This window comes from Staphylococcus sp. GDY8P57P (genome assembly GCF_017892585.1).
Classification (GTDB): Bacteria; Bacillota; Bacilli; order Staphylococcales; family Staphylococcaceae; genus Staphylococcus; species Staphylococcus borealis.
This window is the reverse complement of record NZ_JAESLK010000035.1, coordinates 1-20,265: the sequence shown is the minus strand read 5'-3', so window position 1 is coordinate 20,265 and position 20,265 is coordinate 1. Positions and strand designations below refer to the sequence as shown.

Here is a 20,265-nt window from a genome sequence, read left to right as displayed (position 1 = left end):
AATGTGAATGAGCCTATGCTGCACCCTATAGTCATCCTAAAGATTTGATTAATATGATTGGCTATAAAGCCCGAGCTTGCTTTGCTTTGGTAGTGATTCTTAATGCTATTCTCTTCTGGGGCCCCACTCCCAGCTTGCTTTGCTTGTAGAATTTCTTAGTGAAATTCTCTTTGCTTGGGCCCCGCCCACCTCCGCAAGAATGATTAGAACCGAGAAATGCTTGATTTAAGCGATATCTCAGTTCAGTCAGCTACTGTGAATTGGCAAAGTAGCATGATTATATTGTTTATGTCTCAGTCTCGAAGACAGCATTTTATTGGCACCATCTTCGTATAATGATGAAATCATTTGGGTTCCCTATTTATGCTTCCACTAACCATTCAATTGTACGTTTAATCGCTTTATCCCAGAAGGCATAATCGTGTTCACCTGGGCTTTCTTCGTATTGATAGTCTATCCCTTTATCATCCAAGTAGGCCATAAATTGTTGGTTGTCTTCGTATAAGAAATCTTCTGTCCCACATTGAATGAATAACTCAGGTAGAGTTAAGCCTTTGTCAACGGCTTCATCAACTAAATGATATGTATCGAGTTCAGTCCCTTTGATATTGGTATCTTCCCCAGTAATCGCTTTAGGTGCGAAATCAGTATAATCAAGTTCCATTAGTCCTTGTGCTTGAAAGACTGCAGATAATGGTGATGCTTTAGCGAATAGCTCACCTTGTGTTAATGCAAATTTCATCGTGCCATACCCACCCATTGAATGTCCTGCAATAAAATTGTCTTCACGCCGTGTCGATAATGGCAGTAACTTATGCGCATAGTGATACACTTCCAATATGTGGTCATAATAACTATGACCGTACGCCATATTCGCATAACCACTATGATCTGCATTTGGCATAATAATGGCTAATCGATGTTCATCTGCATATCGCTCAATACTTGTGAAACGTGTATACGATGTTGCATCACTTGATAATCCATGTAGTAGCATCAATGTTTGATACGATTTCGGCGATGGTGTATCGTCGAAGAAACTCGCGTCTTCTGGAATGATTGCTACAAACGATTGTTGCATACCTAAAGCTGGTGAGAAGTAATTGATTGTCATGAGTGCCATATTCATTATCATCCCTTCTAATAATAAATCATTATATCCATTTTACACTTTTTTCGACAAAGGTGTCACCAAAGCGCGACTCCTTCAGTCATCTCGCCAAGTTACTTTGCATTTCTATATCATTTCATATAAGAATGCTTAAAAAAATAAGGCACCTTTCGCATCATCTAACTTAATGAACGAGGTGCCTTATGTATCCAGGAACTTTATATCCCGGACTCAAAGTAGCAATTGTGTTTATATCGGTTTTGGTAGTTTAATATAAACGTTCTTTTATATAAAGGGGTCTTTGTGTCTTATTGTATTACTTTATAATCATCCAATTTTTGCCATTTTTTATTAATTTTTTCTCTTCTTTTAATTCATGTACAATATGGCCTGTTGTTTCACGTGAAATACCTGCTAAATCACTTAGTAGTTGAATGGTCATGATATGATTAATTTCGTAAAATTCATCATGATCGTATCCTATTGCATGACATAAATAATATAGTACTTTCTCAATACGTTCTCTCGCCAATTTTGTAGTTAATGCCATATTGTATTCCATTAGAAGTTCAAGTTCGTTATTTAACTTTTCGAACAGTGTAACAAATATGTCGTCATGATTTTTACAAAGATATTCCAACATATCTTTAGGTATGCCTATTACATTACATGGTGTAATAGCTGTGCACATCTCGTTTAATTCCATTTTCCGAAAGAGATGATTTAACGGAAATAATACCTGCGATTTATTCAGCTTACGATAAGCGTCTCCATCTTCATTTATTGTTTCACGCAAAACAATCCCGTCTAGTAACAAATACACATATGTAGGTTGATCAGATGAATAATATATGATTTGTCCTTTATTGTAATGTCGTATGAAACACTCACTCTTGAATGCTTGAATGACACCTGTTGGAATATTTAAGTAAGACGCTAATTGTTTGAGTCCTTCACTTAAATCATTATCTCTGTTGTTGATAAATGTCTTTCCAGCCATTGAGATACACTCCTAAACCTTTTAAAACTTTTTATTAGAATACTGAAACGCTACCCATCGCTAAGCGAATAATACCTATTATTGCAAGTATGATGATGACTGCAAATAAGATATAATCACCTTTCGTTAACGGTTTATGATTATTACGTTGTACGAAACGATAAACAAATAGACCAGGGATATAGAGCAACATGGTTAATAACAAGTAATCAATACCTGCAGCGTACACAAGCCATATCGCATAGATAGATGCAATGATACCGATTGTCCATTGTTTCACTGTAGCGTGTCCTTTATGTTCAATTGTATATTTCAATTGATAAAAGGCACTAAACATATACGGAATTAAAATCGCGCTTGATGCAAGTGAAAATGCAAATTGATATGCACTATCTGTAAATAACATGCTGACTAAGAATATTTGTACTAAAATATTTGTAATTAATAATGCATTAATAGGTGCTTTATTTTTATTTTCTTTAGCAAACCATTTCGGGAACAAGCCATCTTTGGCCACTATGAATGGTAGCTCACCAGCTAATAACGTCCAACCAAGCCATGCACCTAAAACAGAAATGATTAAACCAATGTTAACGAGAACTGAACCCCAATGACCAACGATATGTTCTAAAACTTGTGCCATAGATGGACTTGCAAGATCAGCAATTTGATTTTGTTGAATGACACCTTGTGCTAAGACGGTCATTAAGAAATAAATAACGAGGACTGAAACAAGTCCAATAACGGTAGCAGTACCTACGTCTTTTTTCGATTTAGCACGACCTGAGAATACCACTGCACCTTCAATACCAGTGAACACCCATACGGTTACAAGCATTGTACTCTTCACTTGAGACATTGTATCGCCCCAACTAAATACACCTGTACCTCCACTTGTCATGCCATAGAATCCTGCTTTGAATGTATCGAAATTAAATACTACAATCATACAAATAATAACTAAGAATATAGGAATTAACTTTGCAACAGTTACAATACTATTGATGAAAGCTGCGGTTTCAACACCTCTAAGTATTAAGAAGTGCACACCCCATAGCAAGAAAGAAGCGACGATAATACTTGGTAGTGTATTACCACCTTTGAAGATTGGGAAGAAGTTACCTACCGCTGACATCAATAATGTTGCATAGGCTACGTTACCTAGAAAAGCAGCAAACCAATAGCCCCAAGCACTTGAGAAACCAATAAAGTCACCAAATCCAGCTTGTGCATAACTGTAAATACCGCCTTCTAAGTCCGGTCTTACATTAGTGAGATTTTGGAAAACAAATGCGAGTGAAATCATTCCAATTGCAGTGATGATCCAACCAATCATAATGGCTAAACCACCGGCTTGACCACCCATATCAGAAATGATGTTGAACGCACCGCCACCAATCATAGAACCAATAACTAAACCAATGAGTGACGTTTTACCAAGTTTGTTTGTGTCTGATTCATTCATAATTCATTTCCCCTTCTAAGGAGGATTACTTTTAAATTAAGGGCTTGAAGCATCGTTATTCAATTGATTGGCAATTTGCTTCAAACCCTTCTCCTTGTGTTATATTGCTACATCACTTTCTCAGCGATGTATTTTCAAAATAAGTCCTTATAGTTGCTCGAAATACTTTAAATGTCTTCTCTAAATAATGGTTGGCTCATACATCTTGGGCCCCCACGTCCACGAACAAGCTCACTACCTGTGATTTCAAGTACTTTAATACCTTTGTCACGAAGTAATTGGTTTGATACGTAGTTTCGGTCGTAAGTAACAACTACACCTGGGCGGATACATAATGTATTTGAACCATCATTCCATTGTTCACGTGCACCGTCGATAACATCACCGTTACCTGTTGGAATAAACTCGATTTTTTCAACACCAAGTACATCTGCAAGTGTTTCACGTAATTTATTAGAATGTGTGATTTTAATGTCGTCTTTGGCTTCATCGTATTCAATTGTAAATAAATTCATATTATTTTCTTCTTTGAAAATTGCTGAATGTACTGTGAATTTATCGTAGTCAATCATTGTGAATACGGTATCTAAATGCATGAATGTACGGCTATTTGGAATTTCAATCGCAATCACTTTTTTGAATGTTGTAGATTCATCTTTGAATATATTACGTGCTAAGCGTTCAATCGCTTGTGCTGATGTACGCTCTGAAATACCAATGGCTAAAACATCTTTAGAAAGAATTAACTCATCGCCACCTTCGATGTTAAATGGTGAATTTCTGTCTAACCATACCGGTACATCTGCATCTTTAAATCTTGGGTGGTATTTTAGAATGTATGTCATAAATAGAGATTCTCTACGACGTGCTCTCCAATACATTCTGTTGATTGTCATACCTCTACCTACTGATGCTTGAGGGTCACGTGTAAAGTAAAGGTTAGGCATTGGGTCTAAATAGAATGGATATCTATCATCCATATATTCAACGAGATGTGTTGTTTTAAGTTCAATTTCTTCTTTTCTTACACCAGCCATAATTTTGTCGATTAATTCTTGGTCAGATAATGTCGCAAAGAATGTTTTAATTTCAGCTTCATGTCCTAAGACTGTTTTTTGAGATTCTGCAAGAATATCATCAATAAATTGTTCACGCACATCTTTATCTGCAATGGCTTCAGCTGCTAGTTTTTCTAGATAAACAACTTCTACACCTTCATCACGAAGTGTTTGTGCAAATTTGTCGTGTTCTTCTTGTGCCACTTTTAAATAAGGAATATCATCGAATAGCAAGCCACTTAAGTGATCTGGTACTAAATTTTCTAGTTCTTTACCAGGTCGTTTGAGTAATACTGTTTTCAATCTGCCGATTTCACTGTTTACTTGGATAGGTCCTTGAGTCATATTCATTTCCTCCTTTATTTATCTACAACTAGAGTATAAAGCGCTTTCAGATTTCATTATGTGATTGTTTTCACATTCTAAATGTGTGTTAATTCATGCTTTTTGGTTATTCAATGCATATTTTTGATTGAATATACAATAATGTTAGGTAATTAGTGATTATTATGTATATTTCATTCATGTTGACATGCTGATATCTAACCGAAAAAGTTTTTTATGCATCATTCTGTATTTATAAACACTTATCATTTTTACGTTTAACACGATGAACGCTCAAGATGTGAACATTATATTTTAAGCGTTTCACACACTATTATAGATAACATCAAAACGTAAATCCACATTATATTTTATGCATTAATTTGAATATTTATGATTAAACAGTTTATAGTGAACATATTTTGCCATTTCCTCTGAATTTGTAAGTACCATTAATGTGTCATTGCCCCCCACTGTTCCAAGGATTTCTGCAATATTCATGCGATCAATAAAATAATTTATACCTTGTGCAAATCCAGGAGAGGTTTTGATTAGTATGTAACTATCTTTGATGATGATACTTTGAATTTCATTATCGTAATAATGAAGTAGTTTCGTTTTAGCATCCATTTGTTGTGTATTATCTAACTTTTTATAATACGATTGGTTACTTACTGCTGGGACTTTAAATATCTTTAATTCTTTTAAATCTCTTGAAATTGTAGTGATGCTATAACGTACGCCAAAATGTGTATCAATATAATCTGCAATCTCTTCTTTTTTATTAAAGCGATTATTCTTAACTACCGTTTCGATGAGATCTAGACGTTTACTCTTTTTCATATTATAAACTCCTCTACCCCTATACAGCATAAAGCTGTATGTATTCTTACCTTTAACGTATCATCTTTTCGTATATCGTGGTGTTGGCTATTTCATGAATTTTGCTATCATTTTTATTTATTTTCACAAAAAAACTCCAAAAGTGAGCATTATTACTCAACTTTCGGAGTGTCACCATTATGCTATTTCGTTTCTTTCATTGCTTGTTTCACGGTACTATAGCCCATTACTACACGATCCACTTTACCTTTTTCTACATCAAACCAAACTGTCATTCCCTTTGTATTGGGTTGGTAGTAGTAAATGCCCGTTGTATTATGTTTATGATTATCAATTTTTTGTAAGTCTTTACCATAAACTTTATTTAATTGGTCTAATGATAATTGCCCAGTCACCTTTAAATCAAGTAATGATGCTGTTTTACCGTCTTTAGATACATTTCTGAAATATTGATCATATTTTTTAACATTTTTAGTCGATGATGTTGGCTTTAATTTAACACCATTAAATGTGACATTCTCAGCTTTTACTGCATTTTTAAAATGTTTGTCTAATACAAAAGATACGTCTTGACCCGCATACCCTTTATAATTGTAATAGGCAGATGTCGCATTGGCTTGAGTAGTCGTTGTGTTTGACATCGTTTTAGATTCGGCATGTGCGATAGATGTTTCCGTTAATGTACCGGTAACACCTACACCTAATAATGTACTTAATGCCAAGGTTGCAGTGACGAATGTTTGCGTTGATTTTCTCAAATGAATAGCCTTCTTTCTTTATAACTAAACATATCATACGCTATTCAAAGTGGTTATACAATTTTTATTCTTTGATAAGGAAAGCGCATTTGTGCTTAATCTGTGAATGTTATAAATTATACAAAATTAAATTTCACAAATCGTTAAATAATGTTTTTATATAAATTATGTTATACTAAATGTAGGAGTAACATCCCCATTAACTCCTTCACAAAAAGTTATATTATGTAATGACTATAGCCATAAGTTTACTTCCCCTTTGTTAAACTTATGGCTCTTTTATATAGTCTTTTTTACTTTTCCGCCATAAATATAAAATTCATTTATATTGTAAAAAACCTCTTCCAAAGTACGAACATATGTTCTATAATGATGTTGAGGTGGTTAACATGATTCCAAATCCTAATGCGCCAGATGAATATAAATATGAAACAGATTATCGTAAAATACCAAGACAATATTTAGACGCTAATATTCCTCAAGGACGTGGCATGGTGAAGTGGGCGCCATTTGCGACAATGCCAGAACAATATCAACGGTTGAATGATTTTATTGAGGAACAGAATAAAATTGCCATGCCTTCTTTATCAGATGATCAATTTGAAATGATTAATCGTCAGCTGACTTACAAGTTCACACAGCATCAACTGGCGATGATTAGTTATTGGAGAAATGGTTATATTCAATCCATTGCAGCCTATATACGTCGGATTGATTCATTGAATCGATGCATCACCATTAGTAATGAGAATGGCTCACAAACAATGAAACTCGACTTTGCGGTTATTTGTAATGTGGAGTAAGTGTGGTACGCAATGAGTGATGCTTATCACTGAACCAGGTATTGCGTTTTAGCTAAATTGAAATAAAGGGAGTAGAACCACATTCCTTTCGACTGTGTTGTTCCACTCCCAAATCTAAAGTTATTTACTTGTTGTAAAGCCTGCATAACTAATATCTACTTCTACAACTTTGCCTTCATTAAGTACGAATGATGCCGCTAAACCATTTTTATTAGGTTTGTATACGTAAATACCGCTACCTTTGGCATTTTTGTTACCTTTTACTTTTTTCAAATCTTTACCATATGCTTTTTTAAGTTGATTATACGTTAAATCACCTTTGACTATAAATTGTAACTTATTCGCTTTTTTACCGTCGCTCGTTACACCAGTAAATTTCTGATTATACTTCTCTTTAACTGTTGTACTGTTCGTTTTAGCAAGTTTAATACCGTTAAATTTAATGTTGTCATGCTTAATTGCGTTAATAAAGTTTTTATCTGTTAAGAATTTAGCATCTTTATCAACGTAACCATTATAAGCGTAATAATACCCTTTCGTTTGAGTTGCTGCATGGGCAGTATCTTGTACTGGTAGTACTGCGCTACTCACTCCTAAAAGTGTTCCAAATGCTAATGTTGTTGAGGCAATAGTTTTAACTACTTTATTCATGTTAGTCCTTCTTTCTATATTAGAATTACACTTCACTTATATTATCGCACAATACATACAAACATTCACTGTACTTAAGACCTATTTATCAAAATTTTAGTAAACAAAATTTAATATTATAAAGTTGTGTTAATACTATCTATTTTATGAAGTTTTATTATAATAAGATAAAGAAATGAATTAAGGACGGAGGACACACTTTGAAAAAAGTATTGGCAGGTATCATCATTTTATTACTTATTGTTGCTTTAGGCTTTTCAATATTTTTTGCAGCAACTGGTACTAAACATTCAAATTCGAGCGATGACCATAAAACTGAAAAACATGATAAAAAAGACAAAAAAGATAAAACAAGTGAAACACAAACTGAATCACAATCTAATGCGTCTGATAATGGGGAAAATGCACAATCAGAGCCAGCGTCAAACAATAATGTAAATACTCAACAAAATGATTCGACACAACCAAATAACTCTGCAACACAATCATCTAAAACAAAAGAAAACAGTTCTAGACAAAATAGTTCAGAAAGTGCTACTTCAGAGAAAAAGACGAAAGAAACACAAACAACACAACAACCAAGTACACAACCATCGACACAACAACCGGCAACCTCTCAACCGAACACTCAGAACAAAACAACAACTCAAAGTAGTTCAACACAAAGTTCAAGTAGTTCAGCTAAAGCAAATAATTCTAATGGTACAAACCAATAAAATTTGAGTGAGCTAACGCTAAATAGATGTTACCAAAACATCCGGGGCATAAAGTTCCAGGATAAGTAAATAAAGAAGGGAGTGGGACGACGAATTCAAAAAGAATTCTCTCCCACTCCCTATTTTGCTAGGAATTTTGTCCCAGTCGCTTCCTACTATCTAAATATCATTTTTGCGTCTATTCAGTAACTTTACTTTCATCTACACGTTTAGAAATTTTACGCATTACTGGATCTAACACTGGTTTGACTAAGATACCTAGAATAAAGAATCCTAATCCGAATAGTGCTAGGATAAGCATTTTTGTGATTAATATTTCCGGTACAATGCCACCTACTGTTTCACGTAATGAATCTATCACATACGTGAACGGTAAATATGGTGAAATGGTTTGGAAGAATTTAGGTGCTGTAACGACTGGGAAAGTACCCCCACCACCGGCAATTTGTAGTACTAATAAAATAATTGCGATTGCTTTACCTGGGTTACCAAGTAATGATACGCATGTATACACTATTGTGTTAAAGACAATCGCACCACATAATGCAACTAAGATAAATAGTATCGGTGATTCAACTTGTGCTTTCAAAATCACTAAGTCCCCAATGGTTACAATCAGTGTTTGAATGATTCCCATCATGATAAAGAATGCACCTTTACCTAAATAAATTTGACGTTTCGTCAATTCGTCTCTCAATGATTCATGTTTATTATCTACAGACAATAAACTTACTAATAGCAAGGCACCTACCCATATAGATAATGAGGTATAGAATGGTGTCATACCTGAACCATAATCTTTAACTGGGAAGACATCCACTTGTTTTTTATGAATTGGATTGGCGATCACATTAGCTTGTTTCTTCAAGTCATTCTTCAACGCATCAATGACTTTATCAACCGCATCGTCTTCGTCTAATTTCTTGAAGATTTTATTCGCTTTGTCTAAATCTTTTTCAATATCAGGCAAACGATTTTCAGAGAAATTCGCTAAGTTAGCTAATGCCTCTTTCGCACGTGGTTGATTTTGATTTAATAAATCAACTGCATTGTCATACTTATTAAACAATGTTGGTAAATTCGCATTTACAGTTGCTGTCGCATTAGCAAGTTGTTGCTCTAACTCAGGTAAATCATTACGAACAAAGTCTGCTGCATTCGCTACGTCTGCTTTTACAGTCGGGAAGTAGTTCTGTGCCGTTTGCATCGCATTAATATATGTTTGTTCTAAAGCCGGCAATTCGCTTTGAATATTAGCAATGCGATTTTGCCCATCCGCTACAATATCTTGACCCGCAATGATAACACGATTAATTGTATTTAATTTAGATTGAACGTCTGATAGCGTATTCTGACCTTTATTTAATTCTTGCGTAATTTGATTAGATACGACTAACAAACGATTGTTTAAGTCATTTTTAATAAAGTCACGGTAGTTACCTAACGCTTTATTTAAATCTGGTAATGAACGTAATACATTAACCGCTTCTGCTTTTCCTGAACTGCCATTTTTCAAGGCATCAATAAGTTGATTCGTTGAACGCAATGTATCACTGATGCGATTATTTGCACTTTCTACTTGTTTAATTTGTGATGATAAATCGACATGTTCTCTTTTTTCTAATTCCTTTAATACGTCGATCAGTTGTTGGTTATTTTTCGAGCTGTTTTCAAGACGTGTTTTTAAATTTCGTAACATCTCATTAAATTCAGTTGGTCGATTAGAACCGATGACGCCATAGGATATCGTTTTCAAGGCATTGATGTCTGACTGTGTCGCTTTCGCTTGAGTATCAGAATGACTAGAAAGTGTGAGTAACGCTTCTGCAAGCGCACTGTTCATCGACTTCACGTCTTTGTCTGACACAATTTGATTATCGTTGACAGTGTCTTGGCTACTATCCGTACTCAACTTCTGAATATCATAGTGTGGCAATCCCGATGTACTTTGTTGACGCAAGCTGTTATTAGCTTGATTATTTACCTCTTGTGCACGATTGGCCGCTTCTTGGTAATCACCTACACGTTGCTGCGCAGCTGTAAGATATCCTTGTGCATCGTTCAGACGTGAATGTGCTAAATCAAGCCCTTCACTAGCAATATCTACACCTCTATTAATTTTAGGGAACTGTGCTGGTATATCATTAGAAGCTACATTTAGCAATTTCTCAATATTTGGCATATATTCATTAAGTGCTAAGATGAGTTTTGCTTTCTCGTTTAATGATGGTATGGCCGCATTCACATCATTCAGTTTTTGTTGTGCATCTAAAACATCACCTTTATAATTACCTAGCGCACGAAATTGATTAGCATATTTATCAAGCTCATCTTGATGATCATTCAAATATTCAATACGATCTGCAATTTTATTAATTTCTGGTAATGAATTATGTGCTGCATAAACTGCATTTTTAATCTTATTAATTGTAGGCACTTCATCTTCCAGTTGAATACCTACTTTATTCGCTTCTTGTAGTAACGCTTTCGTCACTGTCTCATTGAATTGTTTGTTTGCTTCGTCAACAATGACCGTTGAACCTGTATCTGTCATTTTCGGTGCAACCGCATTAATTTTCTGATTAACTTTATATTCAATATCTGCTTTTTGCGGTTTCTTTCTCAATGTCCCAGTAATTTGATGTGAGAATTCTTTCGGTATGTATATGCCGGCATAGTATTTCCCCATTTTGATTTCATGGTCTGCCTTTTCCCGGCTAACGAATTGCCAATCAAATTTATCATTCTTTTTAAGATTGTTCTCAAGCGTATTACCCACGTTAATGTTCTTACCGCGAACTTTGTCGCCTCGGTCCTCGTTCACAACAGCGACTTTGATATGACCTGTATGACTATATGGATCCCACATGGCCCATAAGTTAAACCACGCATAAAAAGATGGTAATATTGCCAGACCAGCTAGTATGACCCAAACTGCTGGCGTCTTAGCCACACGTTTCAAGTCCGTTTTAAATAGTTTTAGTGCGTTTTTCATTTTCACACTCCTAAAAATGAAATATTAAGATTTTATCTCAAAATGATTTTAAGCATTGTTTTTTTCTTTATAGAGTTAGTATAATACTTTTATTGAGTAAAGTAGAAATTAGTTGATAGTGGTCAACTAAAAACCATAATAAGTATTATATCAAATTCTGATATATTCGCATACCACTATAATTTATTTGATAGGAGGCAAAGCGCGTCATGTCGAAGCATAAATTTATCATCTATTTTTTAACTACAACGCTAGTATTACCAACATTTACAACTAGCATTGCCCATGCTGAAGACACACAAGCAAATGCTAAGACACAAGCATCCACTACATCAAAAGAAGCAACTTATGATACTGAAGATGTAGATGATAACCATACGAATGAAACGACTGAATCAAATGACAAACAATCAGATAGTCCCTCTTCAGAGACACCAACTAAAGAAGCGTCAAAGAAACATAATAATAAAGAACAAAATAAATCTACACATACGTCATCAGAAAGAAGGGATGACGATAACAAAAACGTATCTCGTAGTCATCAAACGCGTGATGAAGACAAACAGGACACTTACCGTACACCCCTTTCTCCTATTTTTGACGAAGCACAATCTAGCGGCTTGTTTTCATCTAACTTTTTAAATCCTGATTTATATCAAAATGGATTTAGTTTAACCAATTTAATTGCATCACTATTCCATTTCGACAGTGATATTTCAGATTATGAGCAACCCGCAAGTTCTAGTGAATCAACAGATGACGACCATATCACAGATGAACACGATGCCGACACAGCTCATCGTGAGCATCAAGATGTGAAGCAAAACGATGAACAAGCTAATCAAACAGACCATTCAACACAACAAGATGACACGGCGACGAACCAGCAATCAACAGCTAATCAAAATAAAGATGATGCGAGCGTGAGCAAAGCATTAGATGCTATTGATGATTTCGTTTCTGATACCACAGATGATCATCAAGCAAGTCATGATGTAGCTAACACTGACCGTCAACACGAATCTACTACGGATGATGCAAGTACTCGTACTAATGATGACGCTAATCATGCCTCATCTTCTGATAGTAAGTCTTTAACTGAATCCGCTTTAGATTCTGTACTGGATCAATACAGTGAAGATGCTAAAAAGACGCATCACAATTTTGAATCATCTAAAAAAGATAACATATCAGACACGTCTAAAGATGAACAAGATAATGATGATACGACGACATCTAATAATCCACAATTACCAACTAAAGACGAACTTGAACATAAGACAGCACCCGCACAATCGTTTGAAGATGACTTTAAACAAAGCAACACACGTTCAACTAGTCTCTTCCAAACCTTACCTCAATTTAATGGTAATGAAGTAACTGACGGAGACATAGCAGTAGTTGAAAATAAAGATACACGTGACTTTATTAAATCTATTGCTAAAGATGCACATCAAATTGGTCAAGACAAAGATATTTATGCCTCAGTTATGATTGCACAGGCTATTCTTGAGTCAAGTTCAGGTAATAGTGCTTTAGCACAAGCGCCAAATTATAATTTATTTGGAATTAAGGGGAGTTATAAAGGACAATCTGTTAACTTTAATACTTTAGAAGCTGGCAGTGATCAAAGTATGTTTAGTATTAATGCCGGTTTCCGAAAATACCCAAATACGAAGGCATCATTGGAAGATTATGCTGATTTAATTAAACATGGTATTGATGGTAATGCCACAATCTATAAATCTACCTGGAAGAGTGAAGCTATAGATTATCGTGATGCAACACAACATTTGAGTCGTACATATGCTACGGATCCGAACTATGCTACTAAATTGAACAGTTTAATCAAGCACTATCACTTAACAGATTTTGATAAGAAAACAATGCCTGATTTAGATCAATATGCTAAACAAACATCGAGTGGCAAAGATACTTCAGGTCGTGGATTTAAATCATTCGAAGTAACGGATGCGTCTTCACCATATCCTCAAGGTCAATGTACTTGGTATGTATACGAACGTGTTCAACAATTTGGTAAGCAAGTCAGTGGTGACTGGGGCGATGCACATCATTGGGATAATCGCGCAGAACGTGATAACTATGATGTCAGTCAAACACCTTCAACTCATAGTGCCGTTGTCTTTGAAGCAGGACAAGCTGGCGCCCATGACGTATATGGTCATGTGGCTTTCGTTGAAAAAGTAAACAGTGATGGCTCAATCGTCATTTCAGAATCTAACGTTAAAGGTTTAGGCATCGTGTCATATCGCACTATTGATGCAAACACAGCTAAAACCTTACATTACATTGAACCAAAATAACATTGCAATGGATGGAGTAAATAAACTGTTACACAAAAAAGGTGGTGCACCCTACCCGGGTGAACCACCTTTTTAATTCATTTATTAAGAGTAAATTAATACTTGAGTGATTAGCATGCCACCACCAAAGATGAATACGAAGGCAACGACTGGCCATACGAATTTCAACCAATGAGAGTACTTCATGTCTAACATTTGTAATGTTGCCATAATCAATCCTGTTGGTGCTAAGAAGAGCATTGCATATTGACCAAATTGATATGCTGTAACAATTACAAATCTAGGAATTCCTACTGTATCAGCAAGTGGTGCAAAGATTGGCATTGCGAGTACTGCTAATCCAGAAGATGATGGAATAATGAAACCTAGGAAGAAGAAGATAATCAACAATATTACAATGAAGATTGGTCCACTTACACCCTGTACAAGTGATGAACTGAAGTTCAAGATTGTATCTGAGATTAAGCCATCATTCATAATCATATTGATACCACGTGCTAAGCCAATGATAAGTGATACCCCTACCAAGCTTGATGCCCCTTCAACAAATGCATCGACGACGACTTTCTCGCCGAGTCCATCTTTACCTAATGCAACCATTAGCATGATTACAATCGTAAATGCTAGGAACATTGAGGCCATGATTGGGAACCACCAACCTTGTGTCATAACGCCCCACACCATGATTGGGAATGGTAGAATGAATAAAATTAAAATGATTTTTTTGCGTAATGTAAATGGTTTTTCAGCACCATCATCGTTAATAACTGACCATTGTTTTTCGAATTTAGCTTTATCTTCATAAGTATATGATGCTTTTGGATCTTTTTTGATTTTTTTAGAGTACCAATATAAATAACCTACTGTGAATATTGTAGCTACGATTAAGCCCGCGATTCTCCAGTATAAACCGTCAACGAATGTTGTACCCGCTGCATTTGATGCGATAACAACTGAGAATGGGTTAACAGTTGAGAATGTACTACCCACAGAACTCGCAAGGAAGATTGCCCCAACACATATAATTGAGTCATATCCCATTGCAATAAAGATTGGAACAAGTATTGGATAAAATGCTACCGCTTCTTCTTCAATACCACAAAGCGTACCGCCTAATACCATTAATACAGATACCATGAATACAAGTAAGAATTCATGACCTTTTGTTTTTTTAGTCAGTGCTAAGAGTCCTGATTCGAATGAACCACTCTTTTGTACAACACCAATAAGTCCACCTAATACGAGAATAAATACCATTACGTCTACGGCTTCAATCGTACCGTTGACCATACTTGATGTAATTTGGTCTGGTCCAGCAGGATTTTGATCTAATCGTTCATATGTTCCAGGAATTGAGATAGGTTTATTGATGGCACCTGATTTAAATTGGTCTACATCAATTTTTACACCTAATTTATCTAATTGCTCTTGTGTTCCAGGGACTGTTTTTGATTTATTATGCGCATCAACAATTTTGAATTCTTGCGCACCGCCATCATATGATAACTTAGAATAAGCACCAGCTGGTATGATCCACGTTGCCATAACCGCAATTACAGTTAAAATAAATAAAATTGTAAATGCGCCGGGCATCTTAAGCGAGAATCGTTTTTTCCGTCCTTTGCTTGTGCTGTTAGTTACGTCATTAGTATGTGTCATGCGTTTCAACCCCTTCAAGTATTTTTTATCTATGAAAATGCTTACACATTCAAAACTTATACTTTGTTGAAATATGTCAAATAAGTGACTTTGTGAAAAAATTATCAATTTCTTTTTCCACTATTAGTGTATGTCTAATGCAATTTACAATCAATATGAATATATATAAAAGTGTAAATATTTTAGATAAATTCATAATTATTTCACACAACTTTACCAAGAATTTCTCGAAATTCGCTTGCTATTTTTGGTAAATTGTGCAAACGCTTTCTTTTTCTAATCCTCGTTTCCTAATTGAAATGCGCAAGTCAGAGTCAACATTCCTCATGGCTCTATTAAATTCGTTTATACTCATAAAAAAACTGAGAAAAGCTTACTATAAGCATTTTCTCAGTTTAGCTTGTGCTACATTACGTGTGCAATGTAACTTACAATATAAGTTTATATTTATTGTTTTGTGTGTTGTCGTTTGCGGCGACCTAACCAAATCAATGTACCACCCGCTACCACTAATAGCATGGTTATCGGTAACCATGATTTCTTAACTACTTCCCCGGTATTAGGTAAAGATAAATTACCATCATCATCAAATAAGCCACTTAAAAAGCCATCATCGTTTCCTAAATGTCCTAAAGATAACCCTTGTACTGGATTAGGAATGTCTTCAATACTATCTAAAAGATGACCACCTGAATTAAGGCCATTTAATAGACTGCCACCAGTTAATCCATCTAATACATGAGACCCTTGGTTAAGAAGGTTTGAGTTAGATGTAGTATGATTTGAAGTACCATTAATACGATCAAGTAGTGATAGTCTTTGTGTAATCGGTGCTAAGATATAATTTAAATTCTTTTTGGCATTGTCGAGTTGATTTTGTAGTTGAAGTAAATCGCTCGTAGTACCATTTAACGCATTCTTCACTAAATCTAACGTGTTTGCTTTACCTGTTTGTGCTCTAGCAATGATATCTGCCAATGCTTTTGCTTGTGACTGATTTAACTTTGTCGCTAACAACGTTTCAATCGTTTGTTTACGGTCTGATGATTTTTCGAGAACATCTTTAAGAATATCATCTGCAGTCACTGTTCGTTGTGCATTGATTTCTTGTTTCACTTTATTGACTAATTCTGAATTAGACAGTTGTGCTTTAGCAAGTCGTTTCGCAATTTGTGATGCCTCACTATTGCCTAAACGCGTTGAAAGTAATGTTTTAATTAACGCTTCTTTATCTGGCGCTTGGTCGAACATGGATGCTAAGATGTCATCGCTTGTCGTCGTTTTCAAACGATCTAGCTGTTTCATCACTTGGTCTGTAATTTGCTTATCTGATTGACCTTTAGTGTTAATCTCTTTGGCTATATGTTGTGCCTCATTTTTACTAAAGACACTTCCGATGATTTGGTCAACTGTTGCTCGTTTATCTTTCGATTGTTCTAGGCGATCAAGAATTGTATCTCGATTTGCTTTAACATCTTGTCGAACATTTGTTATATCATTTTCAACATTTTGTTTCTGTTTAGTTGTCAAATTTTGGTTTTGTTTTACTTGTTGTTCGAGTTGTCTTAATTGCTCAAGTTTACGATTACTATATCGTTCAGTTGTATTGTCTTGTGCACCTTCTACTTTTGAAATAGCTTGGTCAATTTTTTGAGTAGCTGATAACTTATCATTCAATGCGTTAAGTGCATCACTTTCTGAATGATTCGTGTTTGCGTGATGATTTGTGACATCCTCTTTATCCATTTGTTTAACATCATTTAAAACACGTCCATCTGAATGGGATTGTGCCGTATTCTCTGAAGAAGATGGTGCTGATTGGGTATCTTGCGTCGTAGATTCTACATCTCTTTCAGTATCTTCCACTGATGTATGCTGATTGTCTTTGACTGATTCGACATCATTTTTCAGATCGTCTAATTTATCTAAGACGGACGTATCATCACTTTCTTTTTCTAAATGGTTTGAATCTCCAGACGTTGATGGTTGATCACTACTTAACTGTTCATGATCATTAACTGTTTCTTCTGACTCCAAATCATCATTTTGTTGATGAGTATCAACCTTTTCAGATAAAGTATTTAAATCTGTGATGATTTTATCTAATTCATCTAATTGATTTTCTTCATTTACTGACGAATGTTTAGACATTGAATGTGCGTCGTTCGTTGAAGGTATTTCGTTGTGATCCGCTTCTTCAGTACTTTCTTCATCAGATATACGATTTTCTGCTTGTGCATCCCTTACAATTTGATCTATTTCAGATTGGTTACGTGCATCTTCAATATCTTGTTTATAGCTTTTAATTTCGTTCGTTTTTAAGTGTTTTAAACGATCAATTTTCGTCTTCGCTTTATCTATCGCTAGATCAAGTTGGCCTTGAACCGTTTTCACTTCACTTGAAGTGTTGTTAGCATGGTCATTTGATTGCGCAAAGCTATCCTTTGTAAATCCATAGCCTACGAATGTTCCACTCATTAACAATACTGAACATGACACTTTTAAGTACGAACTGAATTTAGAATGTTGTTTATGCTTATCCACGCATGTCACCCTTTTTTATTAATATTCCACTACATTATATAACATTTATTTTAAAACTTATACTTCTGTTTATTGAAATCTAATACAAGCTTTCCTTTTTTGACTAATCGCAAATGTTTATAATTTAATACGTTTCGTGTTAATGCTACTCATATCTGTGACCTTAACAGAATATTGATACGCATTCGTTAAATCTATAAGCGATAAGAATTTATTATGACCTGCACCTGTATCAATATCTAATATATTTTTCTTTTGATATAACTCATCATTTTTAAGACCATAGCGATAATTAGGGATATGACCATGGATCAAGTATTTATTTTTAGGGATGTTTCTATTTAAATTGTGATTATAATGCCCCGTTGTGTATTCTTTGATTTGTTTATTTAAAGGCTTTGACGTATCAATGCCAGCATGCGCAAATATGTACTCATCGATAACCTCAATCGTAGACAATTCTCTTAAAAACTTATGCCATCGTTTAATTTTTTTATCTTTACTTTCCAACCAACGCATCTCATGGTTTCCAGCTAACGCGCGCGCACCTCGACGTTTTAACCGCTTCACTAACTTTAAAGTACCAAATGAGTCAGGACCATTATTAACATAATCTCCCATTAAAACCAGTTGATCTTTTCTAGCATTAAAATTTACTGCTTTCAAAAGAGAGACAAGCGCTTTCCGATGTCCATGAATATCAGAAACCACCAGTATCCTTTCTTTCATATGCCTTCTCTCCTAACCTACTGCTAAATGCATACTAATATAAAACCACTGTTTAACTAACTTTAAACAAATTATTAACGTGTGCTCAAAATTCTTTATTTATTATAGGAAATAGTATAAACAAAATATATATTTTGGGGAATCAATTTATGAATACAAAGCAATTACACATTTTTAAACATTTCGTTGAAGCACAAAATGAAAACGCCGTCGCTGAAAAGCTCGGCATCACACAACCAACAGTAACATTTCATTTAAAGAACTTAAGTAAAGAATGCGGTTTACCACTCTATTTCAAGAAAGGTAAACATTTCAACCTGACTGAAGCTGGAGAATTACTTTATCGAAATGCGACTAAAATGATTAATTTAATTGAAGAAACCACAGATATGATGGACGATTTTAAGCAATCTAAACGAGGTACATTGAGAATTGGAGCTAGTCATGCACCGATTTATAGTATTTTGCCCTCAACCTTTAAAAACTATATGCATGAACATCCAAATATAGACATTAACTTAACGGTAGATACCGCACCAGTCATTATTGATCAAGTCAAAAATCGTAAAATTGATATTGCTGTCATAGCCGAAAAAGGCTTTAACGAAAGTGAACTACAAGTTAAACGTCTTCACGACAACCCACTCGTACTTGCTATGGATAAACGTCACCCGCTAGCTCAACATAAACAATGTACAATTGAGGATATTAATAACTATCGTTTCATTATACATAACGGTGGTTCAACTCGAGACAGTATTAATGAATGGCGAAAAAAGAACTTTATCAACTTAGATGTCCATATGGAAACAAATAGTATTAGCAGTATTCTAGCAACGATTAAAGATTCTAATTACTTAAGTTTAGTGAGTGAAAACGCCATTCGTCATCATCCTAATATTATTAGTAAACAATTGCCTAACGCCCCAACGACAAGTTATATATCACTCATTTATCGAAATGATAGACATCTGACTACAATCATTCAAGACTTTATTACGTTAATATATAACGCTAAATAACTTTCATATACCTTAGCAATCACGTTGATTAGACTTTCGTTAACGCGATTGCTTTTTTATATACGTACTATTCCGATGACGATGTTCCTTGATGACTCATTCATTCAATTTAAATACTTATAGTTTGAAAAATCAGTTTATTATTATATTTATAAAATATTAAGATAGCATAAAGTTTGTTAATAAATATTCTAAAAAACAATAACAATTTTACATTATATTAATAAATCGCTATAAAAAATTGAGTCAAGTCCAGACTCCTG

At 34.7% G+C, this 20,265-nt stretch carries 15 protein-coding genes; 4 read left to right on the top strand and 11 right to left on the bottom strand.

Annotated features, from left to right (window positions below):
• Positions 1-361: 361 nt before the first annotated feature.
• The 6 genes from KA878_RS10760 to isaB (KA878_RS10735) all read right to left on the bottom strand — a co-directional run bounded on the left by KA878_RS10760 (position 362) and on the right by isaB (KA878_RS10735) (position 6,559).
• Entirely contained in the window at positions 362-1,123 is a 762-nt protein-coding gene (locus KA878_RS10760) for an alpha/beta hydrolase (protein WP_193839944.1), read from the bottom strand.
• A gap of 304 nt (positions 1,124-1,427) precedes the next feature.
• Complete coding sequence (locus KA878_RS10755) at positions 1,428-2,111, bottom strand: Crp/Fnr family transcriptional regulator (protein WP_193838844.1); 684 nt, start codon at positions 2,109-2,111, stop codon at positions 1,428-1,430.
• Positions 2,112-2,145: 34 nt separating this feature from the next.
• Positions 2,146-3,576 (bottom strand): arginine-ornithine antiporter, encoded by a 1,431-nt coding sequence (gene arcD, locus KA878_RS10750; protein WP_193838843.1) that lies wholly within the window; start codon positions 3,574-3,576, stop codon positions 2,146-2,148.
• Positions 3,577-3,743: 167 nt separating this feature from the next.
• Positions 3,744-4,979, bottom strand: coding sequence for an arginine deiminase (arcA, locus tag KA878_RS10745; RefSeq protein ID WP_193838842.1), 1,236 nt, complete (start codon positions 4,977-4,979; stop codon positions 3,744-3,746).
• Positions 4,980-5,336: 357 nt separating this feature from the next.
• Positions 5,337-5,801 carry an arginine repressor gene (locus KA878_RS10740; RefSeq protein WP_053029001.1) on the bottom strand — a complete coding sequence of 155 codons (465 nt, stop codon included), beginning with the start codon at positions 5,799-5,801 and terminating at the stop codon, positions 5,337-5,339.
• A gap of 182 nt (positions 5,802-5,983) precedes the next feature.
• The gene (isaB, locus tag KA878_RS10735; RefSeq protein WP_193838841.1) at positions 5,984-6,559 is read right to left on the bottom strand and encodes an immunodominant staphylococcal antigen IsaB family protein; all 576 of its coding nucleotides are present in this window, start codon (positions 6,557-6,559) and stop codon (positions 5,984-5,986) included.
• Between the two features lie 389 nt (positions 6,560-6,948).
• Here isaB (KA878_RS10735) and KA878_RS10730 point away from each other — a divergent pair, with 389 nt between their 5' ends.
• Complete coding sequence (locus KA878_RS10730) at positions 6,949-7,362, top strand: YolD-like family protein (RefSeq protein WP_075108818.1); 414 nt, start codon at positions 6,949-6,951, stop codon at positions 7,360-7,362.
• A gap of 120 nt (positions 7,363-7,482) precedes the next feature.
• Here the strand turns inward: KA878_RS10730 and isaB (KA878_RS10725) are convergent, their stop codons facing one another.
• A complete protein-coding gene (gene isaB, locus KA878_RS10725) occupies positions 7,483-8,013 on the bottom strand; it encodes an immunodominant staphylococcal antigen IsaB family protein (RefSeq protein WP_075108817.1) in 531 nt (176 codons plus the stop codon).
• A 200-nt stretch (positions 8,014-8,213) separates the two neighbouring features.
• Between isaB (KA878_RS10725) and KA878_RS10720 the strand changes: the two genes are divergently transcribed.
• Positions 8,214-8,729, top strand: a complete 516-nt coding sequence (locus tag KA878_RS10720) for a hypothetical protein (protein ID WP_193838840.1) — start codon at positions 8,214-8,216, stop codon at positions 8,727-8,729.
• Between the two features lie 178 nt (positions 8,730-8,907).
• Here KA878_RS10720 and KA878_RS10715 read toward each other — a convergent pair whose 3' ends face one another.
• A complete protein-coding gene (locus tag KA878_RS10715) occupies positions 8,908-11,724 on the bottom strand; it encodes a YhgE/Pip domain-containing protein (RefSeq protein WP_193838839.1) in 2,817 nt (938 codons plus the stop codon).
• A 209-nt stretch (positions 11,725-11,933) separates the two neighbouring features.
• On the opposite strand from KA878_RS10715, the gene KA878_RS10710 reads away from it, so the two are divergent.
• Positions 11,934-14,048 carry an amidase domain-containing protein gene (locus KA878_RS10710; protein ID WP_193838838.1) on the top strand — a complete coding sequence of 705 codons (2,115 nt, stop codon included), beginning with the start codon at positions 11,934-11,936 and terminating at the stop codon, positions 14,046-14,048.
• A gap of 84 nt (positions 14,049-14,132) precedes the next feature.
• Here the strand turns inward: KA878_RS10710 and KA878_RS10705 are convergent, their stop codons facing one another.
• From KA878_RS10705 to KA878_RS10695, 3 genes are all read right to left on the bottom strand, one after another.
• Entirely contained in the window at positions 14,133-15,707 is a 1,575-nt protein-coding gene (locus tag KA878_RS10705; RefSeq protein WP_075109178.1) for a YfcC family protein, read from the bottom strand.
• Between the two features lie 447 nt (positions 15,708-16,154).
• Positions 16,155-18,251, bottom strand: coding sequence for an LPXTG cell wall anchor domain-containing protein (locus KA878_RS10700; RefSeq protein WP_247878224.1), 2,097 nt, complete (start codon positions 18,249-18,251; stop codon positions 16,155-16,157).
• Positions 18,252-18,368: 117 nt separating this feature from the next.
• Positions 18,369-18,980, bottom strand: coding sequence for a metallophosphoesterase (locus KA878_RS10695; protein WP_193838837.1), 612 nt, complete (start codon positions 18,978-18,980; stop codon positions 18,369-18,371).
• Positions 18,981-19,129: 149 nt separating this feature from the next.
• On the opposite strand from KA878_RS10695, the gene KA878_RS10690 reads away from it, so the two are divergent.
• Positions 19,130-20,002, top strand: coding sequence for a LysR family transcriptional regulator (locus KA878_RS10690; protein WP_193838836.1), 873 nt, complete (start codon positions 19,130-19,132; stop codon positions 20,000-20,002).
• Positions 20,003-20,265: the final 263 nt, after the last annotated feature.

What these genes read in the sequence shown, in the direction of transcription:
- KA878_RS10715 (WP_193838839.1), bottom strand. Translation starts at nt 11,724, where the DNA reads ATGAAAAACGCACTAAAACTATTTAAAACGGACTTGAAACGTGTGGCT.
- KA878_RS10690 (WP_193838836.1), top strand. Translation starts at nt 19,130, where the DNA reads ATGAATACAAAGCAATTACACATTTTTAAACATTTCGTTGAAGCACAA.
- arcD (WP_193838843.1), bottom strand. Translation starts at nt 3,576, where the DNA reads ATGAATGAATCAGACACAAACAAACTTGGTAAAACGTCACTCATTGGT.
- KA878_RS10760 (WP_193839944.1), bottom strand. Translation starts at nt 1,123, where the DNA reads ATGGCACTCATGACAATCAATTACTTCTCACCAGCTTTAGGTATGCAA.
- KA878_RS10705 (WP_075109178.1), bottom strand. Translation starts at nt 15,707, where the DNA reads ATGACACATACTAATGACGTAACTAACAGCACAAGCAAAGGACGGAAA.
- KA878_RS10710 (WP_193838838.1), top strand. Translation starts at nt 11,934, where the DNA reads ATGTCGAAGCATAAATTTATCATCTATTTTTTAACTACAACGCTAGTA.
- KA878_RS10730 (WP_075108818.1), top strand. Translation starts at nt 6,949, where the DNA reads ATGATTCCAAATCCTAATGCGCCAGATGAATATAAATATGAAACAGAT.
- arcA (WP_193838842.1), bottom strand. Translation starts at nt 4,979, where the DNA reads ATGACTCAAGGACCTATCCAAGTAAACAGTGAAATCGGCAGATTGAAA.
- KA878_RS10740 (WP_053029001.1), bottom strand. Translation starts at nt 5,801, where the DNA reads ATGAAAAAGAGTAAACGTCTAGATCTCATCGAAACGGTAGTTAAGAAT.
- isaB (WP_075108817.1), bottom strand. Translation starts at nt 8,013, where the DNA reads ATGAATAAAGTAGTTAAAACTATTGCCTCAACAACATTAGCATTTGGA.
- KA878_RS10755 (WP_193838844.1), bottom strand. Translation starts at nt 2,111, where the DNA reads ATGGCTGGAAAGACATTTATCAACAACAGAGATAATGATTTAAGTGAA.
- KA878_RS10695 (WP_193838837.1), bottom strand. Translation starts at nt 18,980, where the DNA reads ATGAAAGAAAGGATACTGGTGGTTTCTGATATTCATGGACATCGGAAA.